The organism is Ezakiella peruensis, assembly GCF_900215725.1.
Classification (GTDB): Bacteria; Bacillota; Clostridia; order Tissierellales; family Peptoniphilaceae; genus Ezakiella; species Ezakiella peruensis.
Genome location: NZ_LT962469.1, coordinates 821,261 through 846,983, shown reverse-complemented (window position 1 = coordinate 846,983; position 25,723 = coordinate 821,261). Strand labels below are relative to the sequence as shown.

At 33.0% G+C, this 25,723-nt stretch carries 28 protein-coding genes and 1 tRNA gene; 24 read left to right on the top strand and 5 right to left on the bottom strand.

Annotated features, from left to right (window positions below):
- Positions 1–144: 144 nt before the first annotated feature.
- The 10 genes from hrcA to CUU59_RS04100 all read left to right on the top strand — a co-directional run bounded on the left by hrcA (position 145) and on the right by CUU59_RS04100 (position 9,489).
- The gene (hrcA, locus tag CUU59_RS04145) at positions 145–1,167 is read left to right on the top strand and encodes a heat-inducible transcriptional repressor HrcA (RefSeq protein WP_099950735.1); all 1,023 of its coding nucleotides are present in this window, start codon (positions 145–147) and stop codon (positions 1,165–1,167) included.
- On the top strand, positions 1,164–1,691 hold the full coding sequence (locus tag CUU59_RS04140) for a nucleotide exchange factor GrpE (protein WP_099950734.1): 528 nt from the start codon (positions 1,164–1,166) through the stop codon (positions 1,689–1,691). The genes hrcA and CUU59_RS04140 overlap by 4 nt, the downstream gene beginning before the upstream one ends.
- Positions 1,692–1,703: 12 nt before the next feature.
- A complete protein-coding gene (gene dnaK / locus CUU59_RS04135) occupies positions 1,704–3,530 on the top strand; it encodes a molecular chaperone DnaK (protein ID WP_099950733.1) in 1,827 nt (608 codons plus the stop codon).
- A 169-nt stretch (positions 3,531–3,699) separates the two neighbouring features.
- Positions 3,700–4,845, top strand: a complete 1,146-nt coding sequence (gene dnaJ / locus CUU59_RS04130) for a molecular chaperone DnaJ (RefSeq protein WP_099950732.1) — start codon at positions 3,700–3,702, stop codon at positions 4,843–4,845.
- Positions 4,846–4,847: 2 nt separating this feature from the next.
- Positions 4,848–5,729, top strand: coding sequence for a 50S ribosomal protein L11 methyltransferase (locus tag CUU59_RS04125; RefSeq protein WP_099950731.1), 882 nt, complete (start codon positions 4,848–4,850; stop codon positions 5,727–5,729).
- Complete coding sequence (locus tag CUU59_RS04120; RefSeq protein ID WP_099950730.1) at positions 5,722–6,429, top strand: RsmE family RNA methyltransferase; 708 nt, start codon at positions 5,722–5,724, stop codon at positions 6,427–6,429. The genes CUU59_RS04125 and CUU59_RS04120 overlap by 8 nt, the downstream gene beginning before the upstream one ends.
- On the top strand, positions 6,413–7,714 hold the full coding sequence (gene mtaB / locus CUU59_RS04115) for a tRNA (N(6)-L-threonylcarbamoyladenosine(37)-C(2))-methylthiotransferase MtaB (RefSeq protein ID WP_099950729.1): 1,302 nt from the start codon (positions 6,413–6,415) through the stop codon (positions 7,712–7,714). Before CUU59_RS04120 ends, mtaB begins: the two co-directional genes overlap by 17 nt.
- Complete coding sequence (locus tag CUU59_RS04110) at positions 7,690–8,025, top strand: histidine triad nucleotide-binding protein (RefSeq protein WP_099950728.1); 336 nt, start codon at positions 7,690–7,692, stop codon at positions 8,023–8,025. Before mtaB ends, CUU59_RS04110 begins: the two co-directional genes overlap by 25 nt.
- A 73-nt stretch (positions 8,026–8,098) precedes the next feature.
- Positions 8,099–8,536 carry a hypothetical protein gene (locus CUU59_RS04105; protein WP_099950727.1) on the top strand — a complete coding sequence of 146 codons (438 nt, stop codon included), beginning with the start codon at positions 8,099–8,101 and terminating at the stop codon, positions 8,534–8,536.
- Positions 8,533–9,489, top strand: a complete 957-nt coding sequence (locus CUU59_RS04100; RefSeq protein ID WP_099950726.1) for an S-layer homology domain-containing protein — start codon at positions 8,533–8,535, stop codon at positions 9,487–9,489. The genes CUU59_RS04105 and CUU59_RS04100 overlap by 4 nt, the downstream gene beginning before the upstream one ends.
- 10 nt (positions 9,490–9,499) lie before the next feature.
- On the opposite strand, the gene CUU59_RS04095 is transcribed toward CUU59_RS04100, so the two are convergent.
- Together CUU59_RS04095 and CUU59_RS04090 are read right to left on the bottom strand one after the other, a co-directional pair.
- A complete protein-coding gene (locus CUU59_RS04095; protein WP_099950725.1) occupies positions 9,500–9,937 on the bottom strand; it encodes a threonine/serine exporter family protein in 438 nt (145 codons plus the stop codon).
- Entirely contained in the window at positions 9,934–10,701 is a 768-nt protein-coding gene (locus tag CUU59_RS04090; RefSeq protein WP_099950724.1) for a threonine/serine exporter family protein, read from the bottom strand. The genes CUU59_RS04095 and CUU59_RS04090 overlap by 4 nt, the downstream gene beginning before the upstream one ends.
- 127 nt (positions 10,702–10,828) lie before the next feature.
- On the opposite strand from CUU59_RS04090, the gene CUU59_RS04085 reads away from it, so the two are divergent.
- Positions 10,829–13,114 (top strand): DNA internalization-related competence protein ComEC/Rec2, encoded by a 2,286-nt coding sequence (locus tag CUU59_RS04085; RefSeq protein WP_099950723.1) that lies wholly within the window; start codon positions 10,829–10,831, stop codon positions 13,112–13,114.
- Positions 13,093–14,118, top strand: coding sequence for a DNA polymerase III subunit delta (gene holA, locus CUU59_RS04080; RefSeq protein WP_099950722.1), 1,026 nt, complete (start codon positions 13,093–13,095; stop codon positions 14,116–14,118). Before CUU59_RS04085 ends, holA begins: the two co-directional genes overlap by 22 nt.
- On the opposite strand, the gene CUU59_RS04075 is transcribed toward holA, so the two are convergent.
- On the bottom strand, positions 14,077–14,451 hold the full coding sequence (locus tag CUU59_RS04075; RefSeq protein ID WP_169922852.1) for an ATP synthase subunit I: 375 nt from the start codon (positions 14,449–14,451) through the stop codon (positions 14,077–14,079). The two genes, holA and CUU59_RS04075, sit on opposite strands and share 42 nt — an antisense overlap.
- Positions 14,444–14,677: an AtpZ/AtpI family protein gene (locus tag CUU59_RS04070; protein ID WP_099950720.1), complete on the bottom strand. Its 234-nt coding sequence runs from the start codon at positions 14,675–14,677 to the stop codon at positions 14,444–14,446. The genes CUU59_RS04075 and CUU59_RS04070 overlap by 8 nt, the downstream gene beginning before the upstream one ends.
- A 90-nt stretch (positions 14,678–14,767) precedes the next feature.
- Between CUU59_RS04070 and argF the strand changes: the two genes are divergently transcribed.
- The 11 genes from argF (at position 14,768) to CUU59_RS04020 (ending at position 23,896) form a co-directional block, all read left to right on the top strand.
- A complete protein-coding gene (argF, locus tag CUU59_RS04065; protein ID WP_099950719.1) occupies positions 14,768–15,760 on the top strand; it encodes an ornithine carbamoyltransferase in 993 nt (330 codons plus the stop codon).
- A gap of 23 nt (positions 15,761–15,783) precedes the next feature.
- Positions 15,784–16,473, top strand: coding sequence for a F0F1 ATP synthase subunit A (atpB, locus tag CUU59_RS04060; RefSeq protein WP_099950718.1), 690 nt, complete (start codon positions 15,784–15,786; stop codon positions 16,471–16,473).
- Positions 16,474–16,492: 19 nt separating this feature from the next.
- A complete protein-coding gene (atpE, locus tag CUU59_RS04055) occupies positions 16,493–16,759 on the top strand; it encodes an ATP synthase F0 subunit C (RefSeq protein ID WP_075573566.1) in 267 nt (88 codons plus the stop codon).
- 21 nt (positions 16,760–16,780) lie between these two features.
- A complete protein-coding gene (gene atpF / locus CUU59_RS04050; protein ID WP_099950717.1) occupies positions 16,781–17,293 on the top strand; it encodes a F0F1 ATP synthase subunit B in 513 nt (170 codons plus the stop codon).
- Positions 17,281–17,820: an ATP synthase F1 subunit delta gene (gene atpH / locus CUU59_RS04045; RefSeq protein ID WP_099950716.1), complete on the top strand. Its 540-nt coding sequence runs from the start codon at positions 17,281–17,283 to the stop codon at positions 17,818–17,820. The genes atpF and atpH overlap by 13 nt, the downstream gene beginning before the upstream one ends.
- The gene (gene atpA / locus CUU59_RS04040) at positions 17,814–19,322 is read left to right on the top strand and encodes a F0F1 ATP synthase subunit alpha (RefSeq protein ID WP_099950715.1); all 1,509 of its coding nucleotides are present in this window, start codon (positions 17,814–17,816) and stop codon (positions 19,320–19,322) included. The genes atpH and atpA overlap by 7 nt, the downstream gene beginning before the upstream one ends.
- A gap of 9 nt (positions 19,323–19,331) precedes the next feature.
- On the top strand, positions 19,332–20,180 hold the full coding sequence (atpG, locus tag CUU59_RS04035; RefSeq protein WP_099950714.1) for an ATP synthase F1 subunit gamma: 849 nt from the start codon (positions 19,332–19,334) through the stop codon (positions 20,178–20,180).
- 9 nt (positions 20,181–20,189) lie between these two features.
- Complete coding sequence (atpD, locus tag CUU59_RS04030; RefSeq protein ID WP_099950713.1) at positions 20,190–21,581, top strand: F0F1 ATP synthase subunit beta; 1,392 nt, start codon at positions 20,190–20,192, stop codon at positions 21,579–21,581.
- Between the two features lies 1 nt (position 21,582).
- A complete protein-coding gene (gene atpC / locus CUU59_RS04025) occupies positions 21,583–21,972 on the top strand; it encodes an ATP synthase F1 subunit epsilon (protein ID WP_099950712.1) in 390 nt (129 codons plus the stop codon).
- 139 nt (positions 21,973–22,111) lie between these two features.
- Positions 22,112–22,208, top strand: a tRNA-Sec gene (locus CUU59_RS08160).
- Between the two features lie 68 nt (positions 22,209–22,276).
- Positions 22,277–23,896, top strand: a complete 1,620-nt coding sequence (locus tag CUU59_RS04020) for a phospho-sugar mutase (protein ID WP_099950711.1) — start codon at positions 22,277–22,279, stop codon at positions 23,894–23,896.
- Between the two features lie 149 nt (positions 23,897–24,045).
- Here CUU59_RS04020 and CUU59_RS04015 read toward each other — a convergent pair whose 3' ends face one another.
- Entirely contained in the window at positions 24,046–24,678 is a 633-nt protein-coding gene (locus CUU59_RS04015) for an endolytic transglycosylase MltG (protein WP_146036069.1), read from the bottom strand.
- Positions 24,679–24,731: 53 nt separating this feature from the next.
- Here CUU59_RS04015 and CUU59_RS04010 point away from each other — a divergent pair, with 53 nt between their 5' ends.
- Complete coding sequence (locus CUU59_RS04010) at positions 24,732–25,691, top strand: RluA family pseudouridine synthase (protein ID WP_099950709.1); 960 nt, start codon at positions 24,732–24,734, stop codon at positions 25,689–25,691.
- The last annotated feature ends 32 nt before the right edge of the window (positions 25,692–25,723 follow it).

The following is a 25,723-nucleotide window of genomic DNA, read 5'->3' as shown; positions in this document are numbered from 1 at the left end:
ACAAAACTCTCTTGCTTGGAGAGTTTTTTATTTATTTTAAAATATTTTAATATTTTGTGTTTAAAAAAGATTTATAGTGGTATAATATAAATGTAGTTAGCACTCACCAAGAGTGACTGCTAATAAAAAGATGGGAGGTGCGTTATGTTAAGTTCAAGAGAAGCCACAATTTTACATGGAATCATCGAGAGCTTTATCCTTAGCGGAACTCCAATTGGGTCAAGAACGCTTGTTAAAAGTTATGATTTAGATTTATCATCGGCTACTATTAGAAATGTTATGAGTGATTTGGAGGAACTTGGTTACTTAACTAAAACCCACCAATCGAGCGGAAGAATCCCTTCCATAAAGGGGCTCAAGCTTTATGTTTCAAATCTAATAGCTAAGGAGCTCTCTGAAAATAGACTGCCTAATTCAGATGTAAGAAATTATTTGGAAGATGGCGACAGAGAGATAAAAAACACCTTATCTAAAATAGGAACGGTTTTAAATGAGATAACAGATTATGCTTCACTAACCTTTATTAGCAAAGACAAAAATGGAATTGTTAAAGATATATTTATAAAAGAAGTATCTAGCAATTCTTATATTTTTGCTGTAATGCTAAGTGATGATGAAATTTTTACCAAGCTAATTACAACTGAAGAGGCAAATGATTTTATAAGTACGGAAGAATTCAACAGATTTTTAGGAGATAATTTTAAAAATAAGTCCACTAAATATCTGGTAGACAATTTGCTTCCACTTTTTAATTTTACTTTTTATAAGGACTTGAAGGTTTTAAATGATATTGTTAATGATATTAAAAAGAAAAGATCAGATGAACTTCAGTTATCAGGTATATCAAGGCTATTAAATCATCCAGATTTCGATGACATTGACAAGGTTCGTCAAGTTGCAAATTTGATGAGTGATGATACTGAGATTAGAGATGTTCTTACTCACGAGGATAAGGACGGCATCAAAGTTTACTTAAGTGATGATGAAGATGATCCACTCTCCAGTTTAGCTATTATTACTTCGAATTATAGTATTGATGAAGATAGGATAGCATCTTTTGGCCTTATTGCGCCAATCAGAATTAATTATTCTGAGGCTGTAGCAACAATAATAGGACTGGATAGAGATTTAAAATCAATAATAAATAAAAATAGAGGTAAGGTATGATGGATAAAGACTTGAAACAAGATGTATTAAAAGATGAAGAATTAAAAGTAACAAAAGAAGAGGACCTCGATTTAGAAAAAGAGGCTTCTGAGGATGAAGAAAAACTTAATGCTGAGATAGATTCATTAAAGAATCAATTGGTAAGGCTACAAGCAGATTTTACAAATTATAGGAACAGATCAAAGAAAATTGAATTAGAAAGTGTCGGTATAGGTATTGAAAAAATGGCCGAAACACTTTTTCCAGTTATTGATAATTTTGAAATCGCCCTTAGCCACATTGAAGACCCAAGCACAAAAGAAGGGGTCCAAATGATTTACAATCAGATTATTGAGGCTTTAAAGTCTCAGGGCATTGAGCTTATGAAAACCAAAGACGCTGACTTTGATCCAAATTTACATTATGCAGTAATGATGGAAGAAGCAGAAGGCGTAGAAAGTGGTAAGATTATAGAAACATTAAAAACAGGATTTATAAAAGACGAAAAAGTTTTAAGACCAGCAATGGTAAAAGTATCAAAATAGGAGGAAATTATTATGAGTAAAGTTATTGGTATTGACTTAGGAACAACAAATTCATGTGTTTCATTTATGGAAGGTGGAGAACCCACTGTTATTACAAATATTGAAGGAAATAGGACTACACCAAGTATAGTTGCATTTACAAAAGATGGTGAAAGACTAGTTGGTGAAACAGCAAAGAGACAGGCTGTTACAAACCCAGAAAGAACAATCTCTTCTATAAAGAGAGAAATGGGTAGCGATCATAAAATTAATATTGATGGAAAAGATTACGGACCAGAAGAAATTTCAGCAATGATTTTACAAAAATTAAAATCAGATGCAGAAAGCTATTTGGGAGAGCCAGTTAAAGAAGCAGTTATTACTGTTCCTGCATATTTTACAGATGCTCAAAGACAAGCAACAAAAGACGCAGGACGTATTGCTGGCTTAGATGTAAAGAGAATTATCAACGAACCAACAGCTGCAGCTTTAGCTTATGGTATGGACAAAGAACATGGCCAACACAAGATTATGGTTTACGACTTAGGTGGAGGAACATTTGACGTTTCAATCCTGGAATTAGGAGATGGAGTTTTTGAAGTTCTTGCTACAAGAGGAAACAATAAACTTGGTGGCGATGACTTTGATAATAAACTTATTGATTATATTGCAGAAGAATTTAAGAAAGAACATGGCGTTGATCTTAAAGCTGACAAGATGAGTCTACAAAGATTAAAAGAAGCTGCAGAAAAAGCTAAAAAAGAATTGTCATCAACAATGACTACAAACATTAACCTACCATTTATTACTGCAACTGCAAGCGGACCAATCCACTTAAATATGGATATCACTCGTGCAAAATTCAATGAATTGACACACGATTTAGTTGAAAAGACAATTGAACCAGTTAAGGAATGTATCAAAGATGCTGGTATTAATGTAAGTGATTTGGATAAGGTACTTTTGGTTGGTGGTTCAACCAGAATTCCTGCAGTTCAAGATGAAGTAAAAGCTTTAACAGGCAAAGATCCACAAAAAGATATTAACCCAGACGAATGTGTTGCACTTGGTGCTGCAATTCAAGGCGGTGTTTTAACAGGTGAAGTTAAAGATTTGCTCTTACTTGACGTTACACCTCTATCATTAGGACTTGAAACTCTTGGTGGAGTTACAACAAGATTGATCGAAAGAAATACAACAATTCCTACAAAGAAGAGTCAAATCTTTACAACCGCTGCTGACTCGCAAACATCAGTTGACATTCACGTATTGCAAGGTGAAAGAGAATTTGCAAAGGACAACACAACTCTTGGTCGCTTCCAACTAACAGGAATTGCACCAGCTCCAAGAGGAATCCCACAAATTGAAGTAACCTTTGACATCGACGCAAATGGTATTGTAAACGTTAGCGCTAAAGATATGGCAACAGGTAAGCAACAATCAATTACTATCACATCATCAACAAATCTATCAGAAGAAGATATCAAGAAAAAAGTTGATGAAGCTAAGAAATTTGAAGCAGAAGATAAAAAGAACAAAGAAAACATCGAAATCAAAAATAATGCTGATCAATTGATCTATCAAACAGAAAAGAGTTTAAAAGACTTAGAAGGTAACATTGATGAAGCTGACAAGAAAGAAGTCGAAGAAAAACTTGAAGCATTAAAGAAAGTTGCTGAAGGTGATGATTTTGATGAAATTAAATCTAAAACAGAAGAATTAACAGAAGTTTTCTACAAAATAAGTCAAAAAGCCTATGAAGCTGCAGCTGCTGCAGGCCAAAACCCTGGAGGAGATGACAACGGCAACGGAGGAGACGACGTTGTTGATGGAGACTATGAAGTTGTAGATGAAGACTAATTAATCTACCTGTTGAAGTAGATAATTTATAATTTGAAAAAGCCCACTAGCTAAAATTTTTTAGAGATTGGGCTTTTCTTATTTTTAAAAATTAGCAAAATAAGTGCCTTTGTGTTAAAATATATATGAATTATGTTTAGATATTTTATTCACATTAGAGGGAGATTTAATGAGAGATTTATATGAGGTTTTAGAAGTTGAAAGAACTGCTAGTCAAGAAGAAATAAAAACTAGTTATAGAAGGCTAGCTAAAAAATATCACCCAGACTTGAATGACGGAGATTTAGATGCTCAAGAAAAGTTTAAAGAAGTATCAGCCGCTTATGAAGTACTTGGAGATGAGTCCAAAAGAAGAATGTATGACAACTACGGAACAACAGATGGAAGTGGTGGCTTCTCAGGCGGTGGCTTTGAAGATATTTTTAGTGATATATTTAATAATTTTGGCGATTTTTTTGGTGGTGGATTTTCTTATGGACGGGCCAGATCAAATGCCCAAGATGGAAATGACGCCAGAGTTGATCTTACAGTGAAACTATCAGAAACTTTGCAAGATAATGAAGTGTCCTTTACTTATAATAGAATTGTAAATTGTGACGAGTGTGAAGGTAGTGGGGCAGAAAACCCAGAAGATGTTGAAATATGTCCAGAATGTAATGGCAGGGGCCGGGTCTTTTCTACAAGGCAAACTATGTTTGGCATGGTGCAAACTGAAGGCGAATGTCAAAGATGCCATGGCAAAGGCAAAGTTATAAAAAATCCATGCAAAAAATGCAAGGGAAACGGAAGATTAAAGAAGAAAGTAGATAAAACTGTTACTATTAAAAGAGGAATTCAGGATGGCAATATAATAAATGTTGGTCCATTTGGTGATGAAGGCATTAATGGAGGCAGAGACGGTAATTTATATTTAGTTGTTCATGTTATAAATGATACGAATTTTGAAATTGATAATTATGATGTTATTACTGAATATGATACTACTTTTGTGGATGCTGCCTTAGGCGCAAACAAAAGAATAAAAAACATTGACGATGAGATTGAAACAATAGAAATCCCTGAGGGAACACAAAATGATTATGTTATAAAAATAAATGGTAAGGGTTTATATAGATATGACAGTGATTATAGGGGAGATATGTATATTGTCATAAAGGTTAAGACTCCAACAAAATTAACTGATAAACAAAGAGAACTTTTAGAAGAGTTTTACGATGATGACAATGACGAACCGCGACCCGTGAGGCCTAGGGGATATAAAATAAAATATTGGTTGTCAAAGTTTAAGAATAAGATTAAAAATTGGTTGAGGTAGTTATGAAAGAAGTTAGCATAAAAGTAAATAGGGCAATTGAAGATAAAATGGAAATTCTATTGTCTATATGCGGAGTTGACTCATACGAGATTGTTGATTCTGAAATATACAAAGAGTTTAGTGAACGAGAAAAGAACTGGGATTACATTGATGAATCAGTGATGGAACAATCGGAATATATTTCTTTTAAATGTTATTTGGATGACTCGACAGAATTGAAGAATTATATTAAATCTCATGCGGACTTTGAATACGAACTCACTGAGAAGGATATTAAAGAGGTCGACTATGAAAACGACTGGAAAAAATATTTTAAGCCTATAAAAGTTTCGGATTCTTTAATAGTCGAACCTAAATGGGACGTGCACCATGAGAATTCTGTCCTTATAAATCCTGGCATGGCCTTTGGTACTGGCAGCCATGAAACTACATTTTTGATGCTAAAGGAAATAGATAGTATTAAGCCGCATGGTCATGTTCTTGACGTAGGGACTGGAAGTGGAATTTTAGCAATTGCATGTGCAAAATATTTTGCTTGCAAGGTTGATGCTTATGAAATAGATGATTTAGCAATTAAAAGTGCTGAGGAAAATTTATTATTGAATAATGTGGAAGATAAAATAAATTTATTTAAAAAAGATTTTAGAGGCGAAGAAATAAAACAGTACGATTATATTTTATCTAATATTTATGCTGAGACCTTGGTTGATATGATGGAAGGTTTTTCTAAGAGAATAAAAGCAGGCGGAAAAATTATTTTATCAGGTATTGTGGACAAAAAGGATGAAATTGTAGAAGCAGCTATGGTTGAAAAAGGATTTGCAATCCTGTCCAAGGAAAAAATGAATGATTGGACGCGAATAACTGGAGAATACCGTGGATAGAGTATTCCTGGACGACTTTGTATTAACCGATGGCGATTACAAGCACATGATTAAAGCTAGAAGGCTTGGTCTCGGTGATAGAATTGAAGCGGTTATTAATGGAGAGCTTTATCTGTGCGAGATAGTTGAAGTGAGTAAGAACTCGGCTGAGATCCAATCAATAGAAAAATTAGAGATAAAAAACCTTGGACCAAAAATAACTCTCTATCAATCAGTTATAGATAAAAAGAAAATGGAAAGTGTATTTAAATATTGCACAGCTCTTGGAGTTTCAAAGTTTGTCCCTGTTGTCACTAGATTTACAGATGCAATTAAAGATAAAAACTTTGTAAATGAAAGAAATTATGGGATATTAAAAGAAGCTGCCCAGCAGTCGAAGGGCTGCTTTTTACCTGAAATTTCCAAGACAGTTGATTTTAAAGAGGCAGTATTAAAAGCAAAAAAAGATGATCTGAGCCTTATATTATATGAGCTCGAAGATTCAAATTTTATAGGAAATTTAGATTTTATAAATATAGATTCAATTTCAATTTTTGTTGGACCTGAGGGTGGTTACCACAAAGATGAAGTTGATTTTGCAATACAAAATGGCGTAGAGCCAGTAAGATTATTTTCAAGGATATTAAGATCTGAATTAGCAGGATTTTCTGCATTATCGATTATAAATTCTTGCGTGGAGGCATATGAAAGTAAAGATTAAGACACTGGGATGTAAGGTAAATTTTGTTGAGAGCATGGCTCTTTCTAAAGCCCTTGAGGCTTTAGGTTATGAGATTGTAGAAGATGATATCTGTGATGTATTTATATTAAATTCTTGCTCAGTAACCAATGAGAGCGACAAAAAGAGCAGACAGGCCCTTGGCCGCAACAGAAGAATTAATCCTAACAACCTATCGATTATTATGGGTTGTTATTCCCAGGTTTCAAAAGATAAATTATTAAAAAATAAAAATGTAAATATAGTTTATGGAAATATTGATAAGATGAAGGTCGTAGATATTATTGATGACCATGCATCAAAACTTGGAGAAAAAACTAATGCGGTGAGTGATATTTCCAAATACAGGGTCTATGAAAATTTGCCAATTCATTCTACAGGTGAAAAGACCAGGGCGTTCTTAAAGATTCAAGATGGTTGCGATAATTTTTGCACTTATTGTATTATTCCATACGCTAGGGGCAGGGTGCGTTCTCGTGATATAGAGACTATAAAAAAAGAAACTCAGTATCTAAAGGAAAGCGGTGTTAAAGAACTTGTAATTACCGGCATTGAAGTTGCAAGCTACGGAAAAGATTTGGACGGTTATAAATTAATAGATGCTATTGAAGCTGTAGCTGAAGTTGATAAGGATATGAGGATTAGGCTTTCAAGTTTGGAGATAAGCGTAATAACAGAAGACTTTTTAGAGAGGGTTTCCAAGATCGAGCACTTTTGCAGGCATTTCCATTTATCCCTTCAATCAGGTTGTGATAAAATTTTAAAATTAATGAACAGGAAGTATACAAGAGAAGTTTTTAAAGAAAAGGTCAAAATGATTCGAAAATATTTTCCTGATGCTGGTATTACCTCTGATGTAATTGTTGGTTTCCCAAACGAAACAGATGATGACTTTAAAGATACGCTTGATTATGTAAAGGATATAAAACTTTCTAGGATACATGTTTTCCCTTACTCGATTAGAAAAAATACAAAGGCCGCACTCATGGATCAAGTTGATCCTCAAACAAAAAACAAGAGAGCTCACTTGCTACGAGATGTTTCAGAAGAATTAGAAGATGAATTTTTTAGAAGTATGGTGGATAAGAGGGAAAGAGTTTTGATAGAGGAGAGGTCAAAAGGAAGGTTTATAGGTTATACTTCAAATTATATTAGAGCTGAAATAGATGCAAATGAAAATCCAAATTTGAAGATAAATCAAGTTGTGGATGTAGAATTAAAAAATCAAGGAGGTAATTTAAAATGGATTGTTTGTTCTGCAAAATAATTAAAGGTGATATTCCTTCAAAGCTTGTTTATGAAGATGACGTATGTTATGCATTTGAGGATATTAATCCAGTAGCGCCAGTGCATGTGCTTTTTATTCCTAAAAGACATATTGATGGAGTGGATAAATTAACCGAAGAAGATGCAAAAGATGTAGGCCATATATTTTTAAAGATTGAAGAAGTGGCAAAGAAACTTGGTTTGGATGATGGCTACAGGGTAGTCTCCAATGTTGGGGAAGATGGTGGCCAGTCAGTTAGACACCTTCACTTTCATTTAATTGGCGGTAGGAAACTTACATGGGAATTCTAGTAAAGAGGGCTTAAGGCCCTTTTTTATTGCAATTAATGGCGTAATATTGTATAATAAGTTATCGGAGGAAAATATGGAGTACAATTATGATTTTATGAATAAACTTGATTTTGAAAATATTTTATCAAAAGACCAGTTTGAAAAATTTCTAAACAGTTTAAAGGCTTTTATTAATGATAATCAAATTATAATAAGCACCACGAAATCTCTAGATGATCTATTGTGGATGCTTACGGATTATTTTAATGGTTCATATGAAGATATGGATAAAAAAGTTATTCCTATTGGGTGCTTTTCGATTTTGTATTTTATATTGCCGTCATCTGTTATGAAAAAATATATTGGTGAAAAAACTTTCTTTAGATCAGCTCTAGTATTTTCCTTTGCGTTTTTTACTCTAAACTCTGAACTCAAAAAATACAGAGAATTTTTAGAAGAAAATAGAGTTGTAATAACAACTGAATATGGCGATATAAGTTATTATCGTCATAGAATTAAGGAGGAATTATGAAGAAAATAGCAATTTTATTATTGCTTATAGTACTTATTTCATCTCAGTGTCTCGCAAATGAAATTTATACTTTTGATAATTTAGTTGGTGAGATAGATGCTCAAGATGATAAATATGTAAAAATTTCTTGGAATATTAATAGTGATATGAAAGAGGCAATTGCCAGTGGTGAAATAAGTAATGTTTTAGTTGAGATGGATGTTAAACTAGATCAAAATAAGTACTTAAGTGAAAGAGAAAAATCCTTGCACACTGTGGAGGCAAGCGCAAATGAATTTAGATTTTCACCTTTTGAAGACAGGGCTGAGATGAACGCGAATAATACACTTGTTTCAATAAGATTAAGATATTCATACGATAAAGATGGAGAAAATATAAAAACAGAATTTATAGATCCTATTGTCTTGGGACACGATTCTTATGTTAAAAAGTCTTCTTACTGGAGCAAGAACGAAATGGATACAGCTATCAAAATGGGTTTGATTCTTTCCAGTTTTAAGGATGATGTTAGCCGCCCAATAACTAGATATGAATTTACTAAAGTTTTAATGAAGCTAAATTCTTATATAGGCAAGAAAAAAGCAGATGTAAACTTAACTTTTGATGATGTCACGGACAAGGATATAAATTTAGCTCATAGTTTAGGTCTGGTTAATGGGGTTGGAGGCCTGGAAGGCAATCGTTTTGCTGGCGACTTAAATTTAACCAAGCAAGAAATGGCAACCATACTCGATAGGTTCTTAAATTTATTAAATGTAAATGTTGATCAGCAAAAGCAAGTTGATGTAGTGGATATGGATAAAGTTTCTAGCTGGGCAAAAAAATCTGTACAGACCCTATTAAATACTGGAATTATAAAAGGGGACAGTATGAAAAAAATAGACCCTATGAGGAACGTTACCTGTGAAGAGTCTATTGTAATGATAATTAGAATATTTAATTTTGTAAAATAGCCTTAAAGGGCTATTTTTTTTTGACTTTTAATCTAAATGCCCTAGCTATTGATGAGCTAACCATAATTGACACGGCAATTGCGACTGCTATAAACGAGGCTTCAAATAGCAAAGCTACTCCAGCGTTTTGATTGCCTTCTATTAAGTTTAAGATACCTTGATATGTTTTAAGCCCAGGAACAAGTGGAATAAAACCAATTATAATAAAATTAATAGCTGGTGATTTTAATTTTACAGCGGCGATTTCTGTCCCTATGCCTAATAAGAATCCAGAAATCAGAGTTGCAAATACAGAATTAACTCCCAAGGATTGGAGATATTGCAAGCTGGTCCATGTCATGCCAGAAAATAAAGCACAAACAATCATATTTCTTGGTCTAACTGAAAAGATAAGACAAAAACTTAAGCCGGCAATTGTACTAAGGGCAAATATTTTTAACCAACTCATAATACACCTCCAAAGAATGTGAAAAATGTAATTGTAAAACCAACTCCAAAAGCAATTGCAATTGCTATTGTAACAGCCTCCATAACTCTGGCCATACCACTTAACAGGTCTCCACTCATAAAATCGCGAACACCTGCTGTAAGCGCTACTCCAGGTACGAGTGGAAGGACTGATCCAACTATTGTAGAATCAAGGTTTTGTCCTAGACCAATCTTGTTTAGACCAATTGCTATTAGTGTTACCATTAGTGATGAAACAAAGAAACCTAAAAACTGTGCATTAGTATGTTCAATAATTTTTTCACAGCTATGGAAAGAGATTGAACTTGCGATTAATGTTGCAATAAAATCACTGATATTTCCACCAATAAGTATTGAGAAAATAGCACAGCCGAGGGCACCTCCAAAAATAATTAGCCAGTAAGGATATGGACTTTGTGTATTAATTTCTTTAAGCTTTTCAAAAGCTTCGTCTGTATCGATTTCATGATTTACATATGACCGACTTAGATTATTGATAAGTTCTATTCGTGACAAGTTTGACGATCTTTTATCTATGTTTTGAATAAAGCACATCCCATCTTTAGTATTATCGCCAATTATAATTACAGTTGGCGATACAAAGGTGGATATATTATGAATATCTCGACTGGCGAGCATTCTTTTAATTGTATCTTCAGCTCTGTATGTCTCAGATCCACTTCTTATCATGGACTCTGCTGCATATAAAGCCATTTTATATATTTTAGTGTCTTTTGAATCCATAATTAACCTCCGCTTATATTATAACTTATTTAAAAAATGAGTCAATAGATTTAAATTTCAAAATATTTGAATATAAGAAAGTCTGGAGAAAGTTTTATTTATATTGTATAATTAATTTGGGGGAGAAATGGCAGACTTACTTTTATTTTTATTAATGGGAATATTTGCAAGAGAATTTTATTTCACTATTCCTATATTTATTTTATTTACATATATATACTTTAAGAAGAACAGGTCATCTAAAAAGAGAGCTTTAATTTTGATTATTGTAATGGTATTGTCTTTTACCAACAGCCTCTTAAGGTTTAACTCATTTAATAAAAATAAAACTGTGGAGTCAAAGGGCATTGTAACAGATGTAAGAACCTTTGATGACTACAATAGAATAACTTTACGCTCTGGTCTCTCCAAAGTCTATACTTATGATACAAGTAAGGAATTAAAAAGAGGGGACAAAGTAAAATATCAGGGAAAACTTGAGATGCATAATAGAAGAACCATGCCTTTTCTTTTTGACGCCAGAAACTATTATTATTCAAATGGTATTTCTTATAAACTTTCGGATGCAGATCTTTCTTATAATGGTCAGTCTTGGCTTAGTAAGTTTGAAAATATTAGAGTCTGGGCGGCAGGCGTTTATGATAGATACTTATATGAAAATGCTAGTACGATTTCAAAGGGACTAACTTTAAGATATAGAGAGGATACTCCAATTTTAGAAAATATAATGGCAATAGGCCTAAGTCATATATTATCTGTTTCAGGTTTGCATTTAGGACTTATATTTTCATTTATATTTTTTATATTCTCTTTAACAGGCATGAAAATAAAAGCCAGAAGCTATCTTTCAGCTATTGTAATATTTTTATATTGCTTAGTTGTGGGCTTTACTCCATCGTTAATACGGGCAATTATAATGATATATGTATTAATGTACAAGAGGCTTTATAGACCAAGTTTAGAAACTAAAGACGCATTAATAATTGCAGCTTTTGTTAGCTTGTTTATAAATCCATATTACATTTATTCAATTGGATTTTTGCTTTCATACGCTTGTATGTTTGGAATTGTTTTTATCTATAGCAGATTTGCTAGAAATGTCAATTATGAAAAAACTTTGGCCTATTATTTTAAAACGGCTTTGCTTGTAAATATTTCAATACAAATTGCAACCTTGCCAATAGTAATTTATTATTTTAACAAGGTAAATATATTAACTGTATTTATAAATATATTATTGGTTCCAATCTTCAGCTTGTATTTAATTTTATCTGTTTGCTTGCTATTATTATCCAAGATAAATTTTTTGGCATATGGTCTGGCTTTTGTAATAAATAATCTGAGCAAATTACTAGATATTATTACGGCATTTTTTAATAAGAGCTATTTGATGGTTATTTTTGAGTCGCCAGCTAAAATCATTATAGTAATTTATTATTTGATTTTACTTGGGATTATCTTTTATGATAAACTTAGATTGGTAAAACTTGATTATAAAATGCTTTTTATTATGGTTTTAATTCTTTCGATACCAAATCCGATGAACTTTAAAAATCAAGATAGGATTGAATTTTTAGATGTTGGACAAGGTGATGCAGCACTTATAAGCATTGGAAAAAAGAATATTATGATTGATTCGGGAGGTAATCCCAGAAATCATGGGGCTGTTGGTAAAAATATTATAGAACCATATTTGATAAAAACTGGCAGAAGAAAAATAGATTATGCTTTTATAAGTCACTATGACTATGATCATGCTGGCGGCTTTATTGAACTGAGCGACGATATAAAAATAAAACACGTAATTGTTAACCATAAATATGAGGCTGAGGATGACTCAAGCAACTTTAAAAGCAAGCTTGAAAAAATAAATCCAAGAGAAGTAAAAGGAGATTCAATATTTAAACTGGGCAAGGGTTATTCTATAAATTTTATAGGAGGAAATCATAACCTTATGCATGAAAACGATAAGTCAATTGTAGCAGTACTAAGAAAGAAAAACAAAAATTTAGTTTTATTTCCTGGTGATATAGAGGAAGAAGCTGAGAAAAAAATTTCATTTAGTCTTCCAAAAACTTATATTTTAAAAGTGCCTCATCACGGATCTAAAACTTCTTCTAGCGATGAACTTTTAAATGCTGTTGGCCCTAAAAATGTTATTATTAGCCTTGGCAGGAAAAATCCGTTTGGTCACCCCCACAAGGAAGTCATAGACAGGTACAAGAAAAGGGGAATTAATATTTATAGGACGGATTTAGACGGGCTCATTACTTTTGATCTTAATAATTATAAAATTTATACCTACAATGACAAGAATAGTGTAATGACTATCATACTAATTTATTTGCAGGTATTGGTCTCCATGATTTTGGTTTTATATAGGGAGGAAAGATGGATTATTCAATATTTATAAATAGGATTAAGAAAAATATGATAGGGGGTCCATATGCTTTTGTTGGTGAGGAAACTTTTCTAGCTGACAATACATTGGAACTCGTAAAAGAGGCTTATGTAGATCCATCTTTGGAATCTATGAACTACTTATTAATTGATGCTAGCAAGCAAAGTGTAAATGATATCTTAGAGTCCGCCTATCAACTTCCACTAATGGCAGAAAAGAGACTCACTGTTGTCAAGGATATTTCTGATGCTCAGACAAAAGAATTGGCTGGTAAAATAGAAGATTTAATTGACCTTGGATCAAGCTCAATTGTAATTTTTATGTTTACACCAAATAATATTAAAAAGACTACTAATTTTTATAAGTTTTTATCAAAAGCTGATTCCATTGTAGAGTTTAATACCGTAAGCGAAAGCCAATTAAATAACTGGGTGAGACGAAAGATTGAGCATAATAATGTTGAGATTGATGATGATGCTCTATCGTTATTTATGATGCACATCAACTACACTAAGGAAAACCAAAATAACTCCTTGTATTTTGTTGATAGTGAATTAAATAAGCTCTTCTCTACACAAAAACAAAAGATATCTATTACTGATATAGAAGAGTTAACTAGCAAGAGCCCTAGCTCAAATATATTTAAACTCACGGATGCGATTAATGAAAGAAATGAAAAAGAAGCCCTTAGGCAGATTGATAATTTATTTAAAACCAATGAAGAACCTGTAAGAATTTTATATATGATTACCAGGCAGATTATAAATTTGAACAAGGTTTACAAAGAACTTGGATCAAGTCAGTATGAAGCTACTAAAAGAATTGGCATTTCACCATTTGAATATAAAAAAATCAGGGCAAGTATAAATAAGTATAATGCAGATGAATTAAAACTTGGTTTAAATTTGGCAAAGCAAGCTGACCTAATAATTAAAAGCAAAAAAAATGACCCCAGAATTCTATTGGAATCACTTTTAATTGGATTTTTTAGATTTATAAATATCTATGAAGTTTAAAATATAAATAGCCCAAGATAAAGTTAAAAGTCCTATGGCACATGTATATATATTTAAATAAGGGGAAAAGTGGGCTACTGTTAAAGCTAGGCCATAAAAAATAAATCTTTTAACGTAATTGAACTTTGCAGAAGACTTAGCTTTTTGAGGATCTTTATTTAAAGTCTTATCCAAGTCTATTGCCGAAAGTTTAAAAAGCAAACACCTAATTGCCGTGCCAAAAAATGTGCCGATGATTAGCGGAAGGGGATTATCAAAAAATAAATAAACAGGAGAGATGACAGCGGATATTATAAAAGATGTTTTAATATATCTATATAAAAAATCATTCATCATCTTTACCTGTTTTTTTATTGTCCTTATCGATTATTTTTTTTATGTTTAAATAGGCGCTTGCTAATCCCGAAAAAATTCCAAAAATCATAAAGATTATAAAAAATATATTATTTAATTTAAAAAGCTTATCTAAAAGGTAGCCAACTAAGCATCCTAAGAGAATAGTGGTTACTAAATTTAATCCTAGCTGAGTGATAAAAGTTAAGTATTTTAAGTGTTTCATTTTTGCCCCTTTCTACTTGCATTTTTAACATTTATATTATATCATATTAGAAGATGGATTAAAACCATTAAATAAAATAAGGAGTGAATTATGGGAGTAAATTTAAGAGGAAGAAGTTTCCTAAAACTACTTGATTTTTCAAGTCAAGAAATCAGATACTTGCTCGATTTGAGTAAGAACTTTAAAAACATGAAGATGAATGGTGTCGACCACAAATATCTGCAAGGCAAAAACATGGTCTTGTTATTTGAAAAGACATCAACAAGAACACGTTGTTCATTTGAAGTAGCTGGCTACGATTTGGGAATGGGAGTTACCTATCTTGATCCAGGTAGCTCACAAATGGGCAAAAAAGAATCTATCGAGGATACCGCAAGAGTACTTGGCAGATTATATGACTGCATCGAATACCGCGGTTTCTCACAAGATTTAGTACAAACACTAAGTGATTACGCTGGAGTTCCTGTATACAATGGACTTACAGATTTATTCCATCCAACTCAAATGATTGCTGACTTACTCACAATCGAAGAAAATTTTGGAAGGTTAAAAGGAATTAACTTTACTTACATGGGAGATGCTAGAAACAATGTAGCTAACTCACTTATGATCGCTTGTGCAAAAATGGGAGTCAATTTTACAGCATGTGCACCATCACATTTATTCCCAGAAGAATGGCTTGTTGAAGAAGCAAAGAAAATTGCTAAGGAAACAGGTTCTACAATAACTTTGACAGAAGATGTTAAAGAAGGAACAAAGGGAGCTCATGTATTATATACAGATATTTGGGTATCCATGGGTGAACCTGATGAAGTATGGGAAGAAAGAATTAAACTTTTAAAACCATATCAAGTAAACAAAGAAGCTATGGAAAATGCAGCTGAAGATGCAATCTTTATGCACTGCTTACCAAGTTTCCACGACTTAAAGACAACCATTGGCCAAGATATTCACGAAAAATTTGGTTTAAAGGAAATGGAAGTAACAAACGAAGTTTTTGAATCATCAAGAAGTAAAGTTTTTGATGAAGCAGAAAACAGAATGCATACAATTAAAGCAGTTATTTACGCTACTTTAAAATAAATAAGCATTGAGAGGAGGATTTAGTGGAAAAAGGAATATATTTCAATATTGGCGGTAGCCAATACCACTTACACGACTCTGTATTTAATGCCGTATTAGTCACTATAGCACTTTTAATTTTTGGATTTTTTGTAAAAAGGGCAGCTGAAAAAGCTGACCCTACAAAAAAGCCAAGTGGACTTTTGCATTTAATGGAAATATTTGTAGAGGCTGTAACAAGTCTTGTTGATCAAACAATGGGTGTAGCTAGGCGTGGATTTGTGCCTTATATGGGAACAATATTATTGTTCTTAATTTTTGCAAACCTTTTGGGCCTATTAGGGCTTACACCGCCAACAAGTGATTATAATGTTACTTGCACACTCGCTTTAATGACTTTTGTACAGATTCATTTTTTCAGTATAAAGTCAAATGGCTTTGGAAATTACCTTAAAGGGTATTTTGAACCAATGCCAGTTTTATTTCCGATTAATCTAATGGGTGAAATTGCAACCCCAATCAGCTTAAGTTTCCGTCTTTTTGGTAACATTTTAAGTGGTATGATTATTATGGAATTGGTGCACTCAGCACTCAGCAAGATAAGTCTTGCGCTTGTACCGCTAAGTGCAGTTTTACACGCATACTTTGACGTGTTTTCTGGATTATTACAAGCATTTATTTTTACCATGTTAACCATGGTTTATATTGGAAATGTTTTTCCAGAAGAGAATTAATTTTGAGAGGAGAATTATTATGAACGGAATTTCAAACGAAGCATTTGTACTAGGTTGCTCAGCTATCGGTATTGGCTTAGCAATGATCGCAGGTTTAGGACCTGGTATTGGTCAAGGTTTTGCAGCAGGTAAAGGTGCTGAAGCTGTTGGCAGACAACCAGAAGCAAAGAGTGATATCATGCAAACAATGCTTTTAGGTCAAGCAGTTTCTGAAACAACTGGTATTTATTCACTTGTTGTTGCTCTAATTTTAATGTTCGTAAGACCATTACTAGCTGGACTATAAATTTAGGAACATAAGATAGATATGGATATTACTATTAATGTATTTCCCGATCTTCTTAATTTTTCTGTTACTTTAATTACAACATTAGTTCTGTATTTAGGATTAAGACATCTCTTGTTTAAACCTGTTACTGAATTTTTAAATAAGAGAAAGGCCCATATTGAAGAAAATATCAAATCAGCTGAAAATTTAAAATTAGAAGCTGAAGAATTGAGAAATGATTACGCATCAAGAATTGAAGAAGCAAATAATGAAGCTAGAGATATTCTTGCAAATGCCAGAAATAATTCAGATAAAATCATTTCCAGTGCAAAGAGTGAGGCTGAATCAGAAAAGGTCAGAATTATAGCAAGTGCTAATAGAGAAGCTGAAGAAATGAAGCAAAAGGCATTTTCAAATCTTAAAGATGAGATTGTTGATCTTGCAATTCTTACAGCAAAAGACTTATCTGATGTTGAACATAATCCTGAAACCGCTAGAAAATTCACTGATAAGAGAATTAAGGATCTAGGAGAAGTAAAATGGCAAAGATAGCTAATGTTTATGCAAATAGCTTATTTGAACTTGCCAAAGAACAAGATAAGATTGATGTTTGTAAACAAGCATATGATGACTTTATTGAGATTTACAGGGCCGAAAATTTAAAGAATATTTTCTCAAATCCTATCATCGATGATAAGGATAAGATTGAGCTTATAGACAAGATTTGTGAAAGCCAGGAGAGAATTTTCAAAAACTTTCTAAAAGTTTTGGTTAGGAAAGGCCGTGAAAATTATATTGAAGAATGCTATACAGAATTTTCCAATATTGTTTCTCAAGAAAAAAATGAAGTCACAGTGGAAATAAAAGCTGCAAAAAAATTAAGCGACGAACAAATCAATCTAATAGTTGGCGGCATTGAAAAAAGCATGGGTAAAAAAGTTGTCGTTAAAGAAACTATAGACCCAAATCTTTTGATGGGCTTTGATGTGCTTGTCGATGGCGAGCTGTTAGATTTATCGCTTGATGCAACTTTTGAAAGACTAAGAAAGAAATTAAAGAAGATAGAGGTGAAATTATGATGAAACCTGAAGAGATTACCTCGATCATCAAATCGATGATTGAAAGGTATGATGATGATATATCTACTTCGGAAGTTGGAACCATAATTGAAGTTGGGGATGGTATTGCTCGTTTGTATGGCCTTGACAATTGTATGGCAGGTGAGCTCTTAGAATTTGAAAACGGAATCTATGGTATGGCTCAAAACCTTGAAGAAGACAATGTTGGTGTCGTGTTATTAGGTAGCGAATCCGCCCTCAAAGAAGGTATGAAGGCTAAGAGAACTGGTCGTATTGTTGAAGTTCCTGTTGGCGATAATCTTATTGGAAGGGTTGTTAATCCTCTAGGTCAACCAATAGATGGCAAGGGAACTATTGAAGCAAAAAAATTTAGACCAATAGAGTCAAAAGCACCAGGCGTTATTGAAAGAAAATCAGTTTCTGTTCCTTTACAAACTGGTATTAAAACCATCGACTCAATTATTCCAATCGGAAGAGGACAACGTGAACTTATTATTGGTGATAGACAAACAGGTAAGACCGCTATTGCTGTAGATACAATTATCAACCAAAAGAAAGAAAATGTAATCTGCATCTATGTAGCAATTGGACAAAAGATGTCGACGGTTGCTGGTATTGTAGAAACACTTGAAAAACATGGGGCCATGGACTATACAATTGTTGTTAGTGCAAGCGCAAGTGAACTTGCTCCTATTCAATATATCGCTCCATATGCTGGTGTTGCAATGGCTGAAGAATTTATGAGCCAAGGCAAGGATGTTTTAATTATTTATGATGACTTGAGTAAGCATGCTGTTGCTTATCGTTCAATGTCACTATTATTGAGACGTCCACCTGGACGTGAAGCTTACCCTGGTGATGTTTTCTATATTCACTCAAGATTGCTAGAAAGAGCTGCTAGAATGGACGATAAATATGGCGGAGGAAGTATTACTGCCCTACCAATTATCGAAACCCAAGCTGGCGATATTTCTCAATATATACCTACAAATGTTATTTCAATTACTGATGGACAAATATTCCTTGAAACTGAGCTGTTCTTCTCAGGGCAAAGGCCTGCAGTTAATGCTGGACTTTCAGTTTCTCGTGTAGGTGGTAACGCTCAAAACAAGGCTATGAAAAAAGTTTCAGGTGGTATTAAGCTTGAACTTGCCCAATATAGAGAATTAAGTGCCTTCGCACAATTTGGAAGTGAACTTGATCAAGATACACAAGATAGACTTAACAATGGTATGAAAATTCTTGAAATCCTAAAACAACCACAGTATTCTCCTATGCCTGTAACAAATCAAATTTTAATTTTATTTGCGCTTACAAAGGGCTTTTTGAAAGATGTTCCTGTGGAAAAGGTCAAAGAATTTGAATCTCAATTCTTAAGCTATATTAATGATACTCATCTTGATCTTGTCAATAAACTTGATGAGGTTAAGGATATTACTCCTGAAATAGAAAGCAAGATTATAGATGCAATTAATGAGTTTAAATCTGTTTATAAGTTTTAGAGGTGAATTATGGCAGCAAAAATGAAGGATATTAAAAGAAGAATAAATTCGGTATCCAGTATCAGACAAATTACCAAAGCCATGGAATTAGTTAGCACTTCTAAGATGAGAAGAACAAGGATTAAACTTGAGAAAACCAGACCGTATTATAATACAGTCACAGATAACATTTCTGAACTTGTATCAGTTGTAAAGGATGTTAAAACACCTCTTACAAAAACAAGGGAAATAAAAAGCACTATGCATATAATTGTGTCATCAGATCGTGGACTTGCTGGTGGTTATAGTGGCAATATTGCAAGATATGCAATAGAAAATATTGATAAAGAAAATGACCTATTAATCACTATTGGTGGCAAGGCTTATGACTTTTTTTATAAAAAAGGCTATAAGATTTACAAGAGATGCAATATGATGGAAGACATTGAATTTGGAGATGCAAAATTTATCTCTGAAATGGCGATTGATGCTTTTAAAGACGGAGAGGTGGATTCAGTTAAAATTTTCTACACCCACTTTCAATCTGCTTTAGTTCAAAAGCCAATGTCGCTTGTATTACTTCCTGCTGATAAGATTGAATCTCATAAGGAAGTAGATACAGAATTAATAACTTTTGAACCATCAGCTGAGTACATGCTTGATTATCTTATTGAAGAATTTGTTAAAATTGCTGTATATGGAGCACTAATTGAAAGCTCTGCAAGTGAGCAAGCAGCCAGAATGCAAGCTATGAAGAATGCATCTGAAAGTGCTGATGATATGATAGAAGAATTAGGTATGCATTATAATCGTGCAAGACAAGGCAGTATCACACAAGAGTTAACAGAAATTGTTAGTGGTGCTGAGGCTTTAAATTAAGGGGGAGTAATGAGTAAAAATATTGGAAGAATTACACAGGTAATTGGACCTGTTGTTGACATTAAATTCGAAAACGATATGCCTAATCTCCTAAACGCTATCAATATAAAAACCGGAGAAGATACTTTGATAGTTGAAGTTGCACAGCATATCGGAAACAATACAGTTAGAACCATCGCTATGGATTCAACGGATGGTCTTGTAAGAGGCATGGAAGCTGAAGATACAGGGGCTCCTATTTCTGTTCCAGTTGGCGATAAGACATTAGGAAGACTCTTTAATGTTTTGGGCGATACTATTGACAATGAAAAGAAAATTAAAGCTGATTTGAAATTGCCTATACACAGAGAACCTCCAGCATACGATGAACAAAAACCAGCCGCAGAAATTTTTGAAACAGGAATTAAGGTTATTGACCTTATTGCTCCATATTCAAAGGGTGGTAAAATTGGTTTGTTTGGTGGTGCTGGTGTAGGTAAGACAGTTTTGATTCAAGAGTTAATCAATAACATCGCTACTGAACACGGCGGATTATCAGTTTTCGCAGGCGTTGGCGAAAGAACAAGAGAAGGTAATGACCTTTACTATGAAATGAAAGAGTCAGGAGTTATTGATAAAACTGCTCTAGTTTTTGGTCAAATGAATGAACCACCTGGAGCACGTATGAGAGTTGCTTTAACCGGTCTTACAATGGCTGAATATTTCAGGGACGAAAAGCATCAAGACGTTTTATTATTTATTGATAATATTTATAGATTTACACAAGCTGGATCAGAAGTATCTGCTCTACTAGGAAGAATTCCTTCAGCTGTAGGTTATCAACCTACTCTTGCAACCGAAATGGGTGCATTACAAGAAAGAATTACATCTACAAAGACTGGTAGTATTACATCTGTACAAGCTGTTTACGTCCCAGCAGACGACCTTACTGACCCTGCTCCCGCAACAACTTTCGCTCACCTTGATGCGACAACAGTTTTATCAAGGTCAATTTCAGAGTTAGGTATATATCCAGCAGTTGATCCGCTCGATTCATCAAGTAGAATTTTGGATCCAAACATTGTTGGTGAAAAACACTATGAAGTTGCAAGACGCGTTCAAGAAATTCTTCAAAGATATAAAGAATTACAAGATATTATTGCAATTCTAGGTATGGATGAATTGAGTGACGAAGATAAAGTTACTGTTGCAAGGGCTAGAAGAATTCAAAGATTCTTGTCACAACCATTTACTGTTGCAGAAGCCTTTACTGGTATTGAAGGTAAATATGTACCACTATCAGAAACAATAAAGGGCTTTGAAGAAATACTTGATGGTAAACATGATGATTTACCCGAAAGTGCTTTCTTGTTTGTTGGAACCATTGAAGAAGCTGTAGAAAAAGCAAACAGGAGTAAGTAAGATGCAATTTGATTTAAAAATTGTAACTCCAAATAGGATATTTTTTGAAGGCAAGGTTGACCAATTAATTGTAAAGGGAATTGAAGGGGAGTTTGCAGTACTTGCAAACATGACTCCTTTTGTTACAAGAACCAAAATTCATCACATGAAAATTTATCAGGGGTCAGAGGTTTTAATGGCAGCTGTTACTGATGGTTATATCGATGTTAGAAATAATGTTGTAACCATGGCAGCAAATGCTGCTGAGTGGCCAGATGAGATTGATGTTTCACGTGCTGAAGATGCAAGAGAAAGAGCTGAAAGAAGATTACAATCGGCAGATGAAATAGATGCTCTTAGGGCTGAAGCTGCTCTTAGAAGAGCGCTAAATAGATTAAGTCTTAAAAAATAAATAATTTATACATTAGATGATAAAGCTCTATGTTAATTGTTGAAATATTATTATTTAAAACAGTTTATAGAGCTTTATCTAAATTATAGGGGGATTTACTTGCAAAATGTATTAAGTTATTGTATAATAATTTTCGTATGGGGGTAGATGGGTCCTGGTGGGCCCTCTGGTCTTCAAAACCAGCGAATGGGGTTCGGAGCTTCATTGGTGTGTTCGATTCGCACGTACTCCCGCCAAAGTGTAGCCACTTTGTATCACTGATTAAGTGGTACAAGGTGGTTTTATTTTATATTAAGGAGGCAATATGATTAAGGATTATAATACTTGGTTAGAAATGAAAGAAATAGATGATGATACCAAAGCAAAGCTGAAATCAATGACAGAAGAGGAGATTAAAGCATCATTTGGATATGATTTAGCTTTTGGCACCGCAGGTTTGCGTGGAGTTTTAGGACTTGGAACCAATAAAATGAATGAGTATACGGTTTTAAAATCTGCTATTGCAATTGCCAAATGGGTTCTCAACAACAACAAAGAAAATCCAAGTATTGCAATTGGATATGATGTAAGACATATGTCTTATGAGTTTGCCCATATGATCGCAAGAGTGATGATGCATTTTAATATTAAATATTATATTTACGATCATATTATTGCAACTCCTCAACTTGCATTTGTTACAAGGTATTATAATACCGATGCTGGCATCATGGTAACGGCTTCTCATAATCCAAAGGCTTACAATGGAATTAAAGTATACAAAAAAGGTGGAAGCCAAATACTTGATGATGATGCAAATTTTATTGAAGAAACATCGAAAAATATTTCTTATGATTGTATTTTTGACTATATTTCTGATTCTGAAATTAAGTATGTAGATGATTCAGTTTTTGAAGTTTATTATTCAAGCATATTGGATAAGAGCTTATATAAAAATGAAGATAGAAAAGTAAAAATTGTTTATTCACCATATAATGGTACGGGTTTAAAACCTGTAAGCCGTATATTAAATGATGCGGGATACACTTTTGATGTGCCAGAAGAACATAAAAATCCAGACCCTGATTTTACAAGTATACCTTATCCTAATCCAGAAGTTGAATCCACTTTTGATATTCCTAAAGAATTAGCGAAAAAAACTAATGCTGACATAATTATCGCAACTGACCCTGATGCAGATCGTATGAATATTTGCGTTAAGGATAAGGGCGAATATGTATTTTTAAATGGCAACCAGGTTGGAGCTCTATTGGTATACTGGATAGTAAAGAGAAGGGAAGATCTTGGACTTGATAAGGGTGTTGTTGTAAAAACAATTGTAACAGATGATTTTGGGAAGAGTATTGCTGAAAAATTTGGCTATGAGGTTGTTGAGACTCTTACAGGATTTAAAAATATATCCAGAGTTGCCAATGAACTTGATGGAGATGACAAAGAGTTTATAATGGGTTATGAAGAATCTATTGGATATGAAATAGGGACACTTGTTAGAGATAAGGATGGCATTAGTGCAAGTCTCTTTATAGCAGATATGGCTGATTATTATATTAAACAAGATAAAACTCTCATAGATGTTTTGGAATATCTATATAAATTCGCTGGCTACCATCTATCAAATAACTTCTCAATAGAATTTTCTGGACCTGATCCAAATGAAAAAATGAAAAATGTTATGGATAATATTAGGCAGGCTGGAATAGACGGATTAAATTCTATTGAGACAATTGACTATTCAAAGCACGAAGATGAAAACTTACGCACAAACGCTTTGATTTATCATCTAGAAGATGCAAAGCTTTGTATAAGACCTTCTGGTACAGAACCAAAGATAAAGGTTTATATATATTCACATACTGATGATTACGATAAATCAAGGAAACTTACTTTGGATATTGAAGCTTGTGTTAGAAAGGCAATGGAATAAAAATTTAATTAATTTTTATATATATTTTGCAGGCACTTATTAGTTCTTAACAAAATAAAAAAATGGTAAAATGATTTTTTTAGGGCAATATAAAAGCGGCCGACGGATTGAATAAATCCATCGGCCGCTATTTTTATTTTAATATTAAATTATTTTGCAATAGTTCTGATAATTTCTTCTAAGCTTTGTCCTTTTTTGAAAGTAAATTCACCAGATCTGAGCTTTCTATCTAATTGAAGTTCAACAGCTTTGTTAATAAAATCTTCTTTGCTTGAAACTAGTCCTTGACTTGCTAATATTTCACCAATGCCGCCAGGTAGAGTACCATTTGGAATGGTAATTTTTACCTCTTCTCCTGTAGCTTGAGGAGTTGTATCAGCTGGTTTAGAATCTTCATTATTATTTTCTTCTGTTTCATTTGTATCGGTATTTTCTTCTGTATTTTCGGTTAAATCTATTTTAGTTGATTCAGCGTTTTCATCTGTATTTGTATCTACATCTGAATCAGTATTAGCATTAGCATCAACATTCGCATCATTCTCTACATTTTCATCATTATTTAAATCCTCATTAGTAATATTTACTTCAGGATTGCTTTCATCAGTTTGAGCAACTTCGCTGTCAATTTTTCCCTTATTGAATAAGAGCTCAAATTTATGGCCCAATATAACTACTATTCCTAGGATAATTACAATCATTACAACGTAATCAATTGTATTAAATAATAAATCTTTTGTTTTATCTTTTCTAGTCATCTTACACCTCGTTTGTATACATTTCACTTTTGTATTATAATTATAACAGATATTGAAAGATTTTTAAAGGGGTAATTAAAATGAAAAAAATAATTGTGGGAGAAAATGATAAGGACCAAAGGGCGGATAGGTTCTTATCTAAGCTTTTACCTAATGCTAATAAAAATTTTATTATGAAAATGATGAGAAAAAAGAATATTGTAAATAATAATAAAAAGATGATTGCATCAGATATTTTAAAAAAAGGCGATGAGATTACAATTTATTTTTCGGATGAAACTTTTGAAAAATTTTCTAAAAAGGATAATACTTATGCCCATATTAATTTAGATATAGTTTATGAAGATGAAAACATTTTAGTAGTTGATAAAGCAAATGGCTTATTATCTCATTCTGCAAGCAATAATAGAGAAAAAAACTTAATTGATGGGGTTATAGCTTATTTGATTGAAAGTGGTCAATATAATCCCAGAAATGAAAACTCTTTTGTACCAGCCCTCTGCAACAGATTGGATAGGAATACAGCTGGGCTTGTAATTGTAGGGAAAAATGCATTAGCTCTTAAAACTATAAATGAAAAGATAAGACAAAGGGATTTTAAAAAAATCTATAATGCAATTGTACTTGGCAAATTTACTTATGATGGCTTACTCGAAGATAGGATGGTTAAAGATGACAAGAAAAATCGAGCTAATATAGTTAAATCAAAAGATGGTATCCTAATGCAGAGTGAAGTTAAGTCAATAATTATTGGTGAAAGATATTCCTTTGTTGAAATAGATTTGATTACCGGAAGAACCCATCAGATACGGGCACAATTGGCAAATTTAGACCATCCAATTTTAGGTGATCCTAAGTATGGAAGTTATAGTGCAAATAGGAAACTGGAGAGTTTGGATATGAAAAACCACCAACTTTTGGCAAGTGTTGAAATGATTTTGCCTAAGATGGACGGGGAATTGGAATATTTATCTAATAAGAAATTTACTTCAAAGTATAAATCAAAGTTAATGGAGGTTTATAAAAAGATAAATGAATAAATTATTAATTTTTTTCTTAATATTTTCTTTCT